This window comes from Streptomyces katrae (genome assembly GCF_000966975.1).
GTDB classification, from domain to species: domain Bacteria; phylum Actinomycetota; class Actinomycetes; order Streptomycetales; family Streptomycetaceae; genus Streptomyces; species Streptomyces katrae.
On the sequence record NZ_JZWV01000369.1, the window covers coordinates 1 to 4,911 of the forward strand.

Below are 4,911 nucleotides of genomic sequence, written 5' to 3' on the forward strand. Positions count from 1 at the left end.
AACGGAGAAAGGGCGGGGCGGGGAGAAGCGCCGCAGGCGGCCGGGTCAGCTCGCGCCGCGGAGTCGCTCGCGGACCTTCTCCACCACGTCCGCGTAGCGGGCCTCGGCCCCGTACCGCGTCGGCTCGTAGTACCGCTTGCCGTGGATCTCGTCCGGCGCGTACTGCTGCGCCGCGATCGCCCCCGGCACGTCGTGCGGGTACACGTACCCCACCGCGTGCCCCAGCTTGGCCGCCCCCTTGTAGTGCCCGTCCCGCAGGTGCGCCGGCACGGCGCCGGCCAGCCCGGCCCGGACGTCCGCCAGGGCGGCGCCGATCGCCGTCGTGGCGGTGTTCGACTTCGGGGCCAGCGCCAGCGCGATCTTCGGGGCCAGCGCCAGCGCGATCGTCGCGTGCGACAGGGTCAGCGCGGCCTCCGGGAAGCCGATCATCGCCACCGCCTGGGCGGCCGCCACCGCCAGCGGCAGGGCGGTGGGATCCGCCAGGCCGATGTCCTCGCTCGCGGAGATCATCAGCCGCCGGGCGATGAACCGCGGGTCCTCGCCGGCCTCGATCATCCGGGCCAGGTAGTGCAGCGCCGCGTCCACGTCGGAGCCGCGGATCGACTTGATCAGGGCGCTCGCCACGTCGTAGTGCTGGTCGCCGTCCCGGTCGTAGCGGACCGCGGCCCGGTCGACGGCCTCCTCCAGCGTCTGGAGGGTGATCTCCTCCTCGCCCTTGGCGATGGCCGATCCGGCCCCCGCCTCCAGCGCGGTCAGCGCGCGACGGGCGTCGCCCCCGGCGATCCGCAGCAGGTGCGCCTCGGCGTCGGCGGGCAGCGAGACGGCCCCGCCCAGCCCCCGCTCCTCCTCCAGGGCCCGCCGCAGCAGCCCGCTCAGGTCGGAGTCGGTCAGCGGCTCCAGCGTCAGCAGCAGCGAGCGCGAGAGCAGCGGGGAGATGATCGAGAAGTACGGGTTCTCCGTGGTCGCCGCGATCAGGGTGACCCAGCGGTTCTCCACGGCCGGCAGCAGGGAGTCCTGCTGCGCCTTGCTGAAGCGGTGGATCTCGTCGAGGAAGAGGACGGTCTCCTTGCCGTAGCCGCCGGCGGCGCGCTTGGCGCCCTCGATGACGGCCCGGACCTCCTTGACCCCCGCCGTGATCGCCGAAAGCTCGACGAACCGCTTCTGGGTGGCCTGGCTGACCACGTACGCGAGGGTGGTCTTGCCGATCCCCGGCGGGCCCCAGAGGATCACCGACGAGGCTCCGGCCGGTCCCCCGGCCCCCTCACCCACCAGCCGGCGCAGCGGCGAGCCGGGCTTCAGCAGGTGCTGCTGGCCGACCACCTCGTCCAGGGTGCGCGGGCGCATCCGGACGGCCAGCGGGGAGCTGGCCGGGTCCTTCTCCTGGCGTTCCTCGGCTGCGGCGGTGAAGAGGTCTGGTTCCACACCCAGAGCCTAAGCGAGACCGCTGACAGAGCCGGCGGGCTCAGGAGGTCCAGAAGTCCCACCAGCGGGTCAGGATCAGCATCCCGATGATCCCGATGTGCAGGGCGGGCAGGACCCAGGTGAACTCGTCCAGGAAGCCGCGCAGCCAGCCGGGGGCGGGCAGCATCCCCTGGCGGATGTTGTGCGAGGTGACGTACCAGAACATCAGGATCGTGCAGACCCAGGCCAGGCAGCACCACAGGCACAGCGAGTTGATGTTGTACAGCGACTGGTACGTCAGCCAGGCGCAGAACCCGACGCCGAAGAGCATGCCGGCGTTCAGGGTCAGCCAGTACCAGCGGGCGAAGCGGGCACCGGCCAGCAGGCTCATGCCGACGCAGATCACGATTCCGTAGGCGACGAGCCCCAGCATCGGGTTCGGGAAGCCGAAGGCCGACGCCTGCTCGCTCTTCATGATGTTGCCGCAGGAGACGACCGGGTTCAGGCTGCAGCCCGGCGTGAAGTTGGGGTCCTCCAGCAGCTTGAACTTGTCGATGGTGATCACCCAGGCGGCGAGCAGGGCCGCCGCTCCGGTGATGACCAGCAGCAGGGCCAGTGCCCGGCTCCCGCCGTAGGTCCGCGGAGCGGTATCCGCGCCAGCACCCGTAGTCGTCATCCCGCCCGCTCCACATCCCACATCGGCAAGGTCATCAAGCAGGGGTCATTGTGCCGCACCGCGGCGCCCGTCCACCGTTCGACGGAGATAAGGACGGCCTTCGCCGGCCATGGCCCAGCCCCGCGCGAGCCGGCCGCGGTCATCGCCCCGGCCGGCCTCGAGCGGCCACCGGACCGGCTGCTGGACATCGGGGCCCCGTTCCCGCTCAAGTGGACGGGTACGCCGGGGTCACCCTGGTCCTGTGTGTCCGGGTCATCGGAGGGCTGGTGCTGTGCCTGCTGACTTTCACCCGGAGGAACCGGCGCGACGGCCGGAGGGGTTCGCACGGGCGGCGGGGGCGCGCGAGTCCCACGTCTGGGACCGCTCGTTCCGCGCCTGGGACCTCTACACCGCCGCCGTGTGGAGCGCCACCGCGGCCTTCGTCCTCACCGCCGGGACGCCCTCGCCGCGCTACCGGATCGCCGCCCTGGCCCTGCTGGTCCTGCTGATCCCCTGGTACGTCCGGGCCGGGCGGCCGCTGCTGCTGGCGGAGTCCGCCCCGGCGACGTGGCCCTGCCTGCGGTACCTGGGCGTCACCCTGGTCCTGTTCCTGCCGGCCGCGTCCATGATGGACGAGGTCCGGCTGATCGTCTTCGCCCTCGCCCCGCACTTCTTCATGCTGCTGAGCCTGCGCCGGGCGCTCGTCTGGCGGCCGCCCGCGCACGAGGTCTTCCTGAACGCGGTGTCCGCCCTCGTCGGCTTCGCCTTCGCCGCCTTCTTCGGTGCCTGGACCATCCGGATCATCGAGCAGAGCCGGGAGCGGGCCTCCCTGATCGCCGAACTGGACGCGAGCCGGGAGGAGGTGGCCCGGCTGTCCGCCGAGCACGGAGCCCACACCGAGCGGGAGCGCATGGCGCGCGAGATCCACGACACCCTCGCGCAGGGGTTCGCCGGTCTGCTGATGCTCGTCCAGGCCGTGCGCGCGGAGCTGGACGCCGATCCAGGCCGGGCGCGCCGCCACCTCGGCCTGATGGAGGCCACCGCCCGGCAGAACCTGGCCGAGGCCCGCGCCCTGGTCGCCGGGGGCGCCCCCGCCGACCTCGACGGCGGCTCGCTGCCCGACGCCGTGCGCCGGCTCGCGGCCCGGCACGACCCGCCCGCGGCCGTCACCGTGACCGGGCGGGCGCGTCCGCTGCCGCCCGGGCTGGAGGCCGTGGCGCTGCGCACCTGCCAGGAGTCCCTCGCGAACGCCGCCAAGCACGCCGGCCCCGGCGCCCTCGCCGCCGTGTCCCTCACCTACGCCGAGGACGGCCTGACGGTCGAGGTCCGGGACACCGGCCGCGGCTTCCGGCCGTCGGCCCCCACCTCCGGCTACGGCCTGCGCGGCCTGGCCGCGCGCGCCGCCGACGCGGGCGGCACCGCCGTCGTGCGCAGCGCCCCGTCCGAGGGCACCACGGTCACCGTCACCCTCCCGATCCGCTGAGGAGCCGCCGAAGCCGATCCGCGGCCTGCTCGCCGACGACCCCGCACGCGCCGGGGGCGGGGCGGGGAGCACTCCCCCGCCCCGCCCCCGGCGGCCGTTCGGGTCAGGCCAGGCGGTTCCGGACCTCGGCGACCAGGTCGGCGACCGGCACGGCGCTCTGCTCGCCGGACTCCATGTCCTTGAGCTGGACCACGCCCTCGGCGAGGTCGCGGTCGCCCGCGACGACCGCGAAGCGGGCGCCGCTGCGGTTGGCGTCCTTCATGGCGCCCTTGAGGCCCTTGCCGCCGTACGACATGTCGGCCGCGACGCCCGCCTTGCGCAGCTCGGTCACCAGGCCGAACACGGCCGGCTTGGCCTCGCCCAGGGCGACCGCGAAGACCGAGGTGGCCGCCGGGATGTCCAGCTCGACGCCCTCGGCCTCCAGGGCGAGCACGGTCCGGTCGACGCCCAGCGCCCAGCCGACGGACGGCAGGGCGGGTCCGCCGATCATCTCGGAGAGGCCGTCGTAGCGGCCGCCGCCGCCGACCGCGGACTGCGAGCCCAGGCCGTCGTGGACGAACTCGAAGGTGGTGCGGGTGTAGTAGTCGAGGCCGCGGACCAGCTTCTCGTCGTCCTCGAAGGCGACCCCGGCGGCCGTGATCAGCGCCCGGACCTCCTCGTGGTACGCCTTGCAGGCGTCGCAGAGGTAGTCGCGCAGCACGGGCGCGCCGACCAGCTGCTTCTGGACGTCGGGCCGCTTGTCGTCGAGGACGCGCAGCGGGTTGATCTCGGCCCGGCGGACGGTCTCCTCGTCGAGGTCGAGGCCGCGCAGGAAGCCCTGCAGCGCCTCCCGGTACACCGGGCGGCACTCCTTGTCGCCGAGCGAGTTCAGCAGGATGCGGAAGTTGCGCAGGCCCAGCGAGCGGTACGCCTGGTCGGCCAGGATGATCAGCTCGGCGTCGAGCGCCCTCGGCGTCGAGCGCCGGGTCCTCGGCGCCGATGGCCTCGGCACCGACCTGGGAGAAGTGGCGGTAGCGGCCCTTCTGGGGGCGTTCGTAGCGGTAGTACGAGCCGGAGTACCAGAGCTTGACCGGCAGGTTGCCCTGCTTGTGGAGGCTGGCCTCCAGGGCCGCGCGCAGCACGGAGGCCGTGCCCTCGGGGCGCAGGGCCAGCTGGTCGCCGCCCTTGGTCTCGAAGGCGTACATCTCCTTGGTGACGATGTCGGTGGACTCGCCGACGCCGCGGGCGAAGAGGCCGACGTCCTCGAAGCCGGGGGTCTCGATGTAGCCGTAGCCGGAGTTCCGCAGGGGCGCGGAGATGGCCTCGCGCACCGCCAGGTACTTCACGGAGACCGGCGGGATCAGGTCGTACGTGCCCTTGGGGGCCTTGAAGG

At 73.4% G+C, this 4,911-nt stretch carries 3 protein-coding genes and 1 pseudogene; 1 reads left to right on the top strand and 3 read right to left on the bottom strand.

Annotated elements, in window-relative coordinates; translation table 11 throughout:
* Nucleotides 1-45: 45 nt before the first annotated feature.
* Both VR44_RS14295 and VR44_RS14300 read right to left on the bottom strand, forming a co-directional pair.
* The gene (locus tag VR44_RS14295) at nucleotides 46-1,422 is read right to left on the bottom strand and encodes a replication-associated recombination protein A (RefSeq protein ID WP_045947857.1); all 1,377 of its coding nucleotides are present in this window, start codon (nucleotides 1,420-1,422) and stop codon (nucleotides 46-48) included.
* A gap of 40 nt (nucleotides 1,423-1,462) precedes the next feature.
* A complete protein-coding gene (locus VR44_RS14300; protein ID WP_045947858.1) occupies nucleotides 1,463-2,077 on the bottom strand; it encodes a vitamin K epoxide reductase family protein in 615 nt (204 codons plus the stop codon).
* A gap of 271 nt (nucleotides 2,078-2,348) precedes the next feature.
* Here VR44_RS14300 and VR44_RS14305 point away from each other — a divergent pair, with 271 nt between their 5' ends.
* Complete coding sequence (locus VR44_RS14305) at nucleotides 2,349-3,539, top strand: sensor histidine kinase (protein ID WP_045947859.1); 1,191 nt, start codon at nucleotides 2,349-2,351, stop codon at nucleotides 3,537-3,539.
* A gap of 103 nt (nucleotides 3,540-3,642) precedes the next feature.
* Here VR44_RS14305 and hisS read toward each other — a convergent pair.
* A pseudogene (hisS, locus tag VR44_RS14310) lies at nucleotides 3,643-4,911 on the bottom strand (histidine--tRNA ligase); the annotation flags it as partial.